This is a genomic window from Kitasatospora sp. MBT63 (genome assembly GCF_000710465.2).
Classification (GTDB): Bacteria; Actinomycetota; Actinomycetes; order Streptomycetales; family Streptomycetaceae; genus Kitasatospora.
The window spans coordinates 9921-12069 of sequence record NZ_JAIZ01000700.1 but is presented as its reverse complement, the minus strand read 5'-3'; the positions used below and the strand labels follow the sequence as shown (position 1 = coordinate 12069).

Sequence of the window (2149 nt, the reverse complement as noted above, 5' to 3'; positions counted from 1 at the left end):
CCCGCCGCGGAAGCCCTCCCCGCCACGGGTACCGGTGCCACCCGTACCCGTACCCGTACCCGTACCCGTACCCGTACCGCCCGGCGTCTGGCCGGGGAACCCGCCACCCGCGAACCCGCCACCCGGGAACCCACCGCCCGGGAAGCCGCCGGTCTGCCCGGTGCCGCCGGCCTGGCCGGTACCGCCCGGGGCTGTGCCGCCACCGGGGAAGGCGCCGCCCGGGAACCCGCCGCCCGGGAAGCCCATCCGGCCGCCGCCCGGACCCCCGCCGCCCGGACCGCCGAAGCCGTTGGCGCTCTGCACTCGCGGCCCGGCCGTCACGATCGAGCCCGAGTGCCCGGTGGAGACCGTGTCCACCGCGTACGCGGCCGGGCCGCCGAGCGCGGCCGCCAGCGCGGCCAGCCCCGCCACCGCCCCGACCCGGGCGCCGGTCCGGCCGGTCATCCGGCCCGCCGCGAGCAGCACCACGGCCGCCGCCAGCCCGCCCACCAGGACCGTCCAGCGCAGCCACGGCAGGAAGTCGGCGCTGCGCCCCAGCAGTACGTACGCCCACCAGGCGGTCACCGCGACCACGCCGGCCAGCAGCGCCGCGTACGGCATCCGGCGGCGGGCCCGCCACAGGCCGTCGACGCCCATGCCGACCAGTGCGGCGACCGCCGGGACCAGCGCCACCGTGTAGTACTGGTGGAAGATGCCGGACATGAAGCTGAAGGTCAGCCCGGTCGCCAGCAGCCAGCTGCCCCAGACCAGGAACGCGGCGCGGGCGCTGTCGCTGCGGCCGTAGCGGCGGGTGGCCCACAGGCCGGCCGCCAGCAGGATCAGCGCGGCCGGGATCAGCCAGGCGATCTGGCCGCCGATGTCGCCGTCGAGCAGCCGGGTGATCCCGGTGCTGCCCCACATCCCGCCGCCACCGCCCGGGCCGCCGCCGCGGCCACCGCCACCGCCGCCGACCGAACCGGTCTCGTCGCCGGTGATCCGGCCGAAGCCGTTGTAGCCGAAGGTGACCGAGAGGAAGTCGTTGTCCTGCGAGCCGCCGATGTACGGCCGCGCCGCGGCGGGCACCAGCTCGACGATCGCCACCCACCAGCCGGCCGACACCACCAGCGCGAGCCCGGCCAGCAGCAGTTGGCGGACCCGGCGCCCCAGCCCGGTCGGCGCGATCACCAGGTAGATCAGCGCGAACCCGGGCAGCACCAGGAAGGCCTGCAGCGTCTTGGTGAGGAAGCCGAAGCCGAACATCACGCCGGTGAACAGCAGCCACCGGGTGCTCGCCGTCTCGGTCGCCCGCAGCAGGCCGTACGCGGCCAGCGTCATCAGCAGCACCAGCAGCGCGTCCGGGTTGTTGAACCGGAACATCAGCGCCGCCACCGGGGTCAGCGCCAGCGTCGCGCCGGCCACCAGGCCGCCGAGCGGCGAGAACCGGCGGCGCACCGCCGCGTACACCGTGCCGACGGTCGCGACGGCCATCAGCACCTGCGGGGCGAGGATGCTCCACGAGCTGAGGCCGAAGAGCCGCACCGACAGGGCCATCGGCCACAGCGACATCGGGGGCTTGTCGACGGTGATGAAGTTCGCGGCGTCCGAGGAGCCGTAGAAGAAGGCCTTCCAGCTCTGGCTGCCGGCCTGGACCGCGGCCGAGTAGAAGGCGTTGGCCCAGCCGGAGGCGGTGAGGTTCCAGAAGTACAGCGCCGCGGTGGCGGCGAGCAGGCCGAGCAGCGCGGGGCGGGCCCAGCGGGGGTCGTCCGGGCGGCCGCGCCAGGCGCGGGCCGGCAGGGTGCGCAGCCGTCCGCCCCGGGAGCCCGGGCCCTCGGGGCCGGGCGCGGGCGCGGTGGCGGGCGGGAACGGGTCGTCGACCGCGGCCCGGGCCGGCGGCACCGGCGGCGGGTGGTCCGCAGCCTCGGGCCACGGTTCGCTGGTCGGAGGAACGGAGTCGGTCGTGGTCATGGGCATACGCTCGCGGCCCTGCCTGAGAGGTCCGTGAACGCGTCCTATGAGCGCCCTGTGATCTGCCGGAAGTCACCCGTCCGGCTCAGCCAGGGTCGGGGGCAGCCCCTCCTGGGCAGGGCCGCAGCGCTGCCGGAGGTGTGATCGGAGGTGTGGTCGGAGGCGCGGTCGCCGCGCGGTTGCCGCGCCGTACGGGGGTGGGGTG

The 2149-nt window shown here is 76.3% G+C and carries 1 protein-coding gene; it reads right to left on the bottom strand.

Features of this window, described 5'->3' with window-relative positions; translation table 11 throughout:
• A partial coding sequence (locus AA75_RS36745; protein WP_033824752.1) for a glycosyltransferase family 39 protein occupies positions 1-1944 on the bottom strand: 1944 nt, incomplete at its 3' end.
• Positions 1945-2149 lie beyond the last annotated feature (205 nt).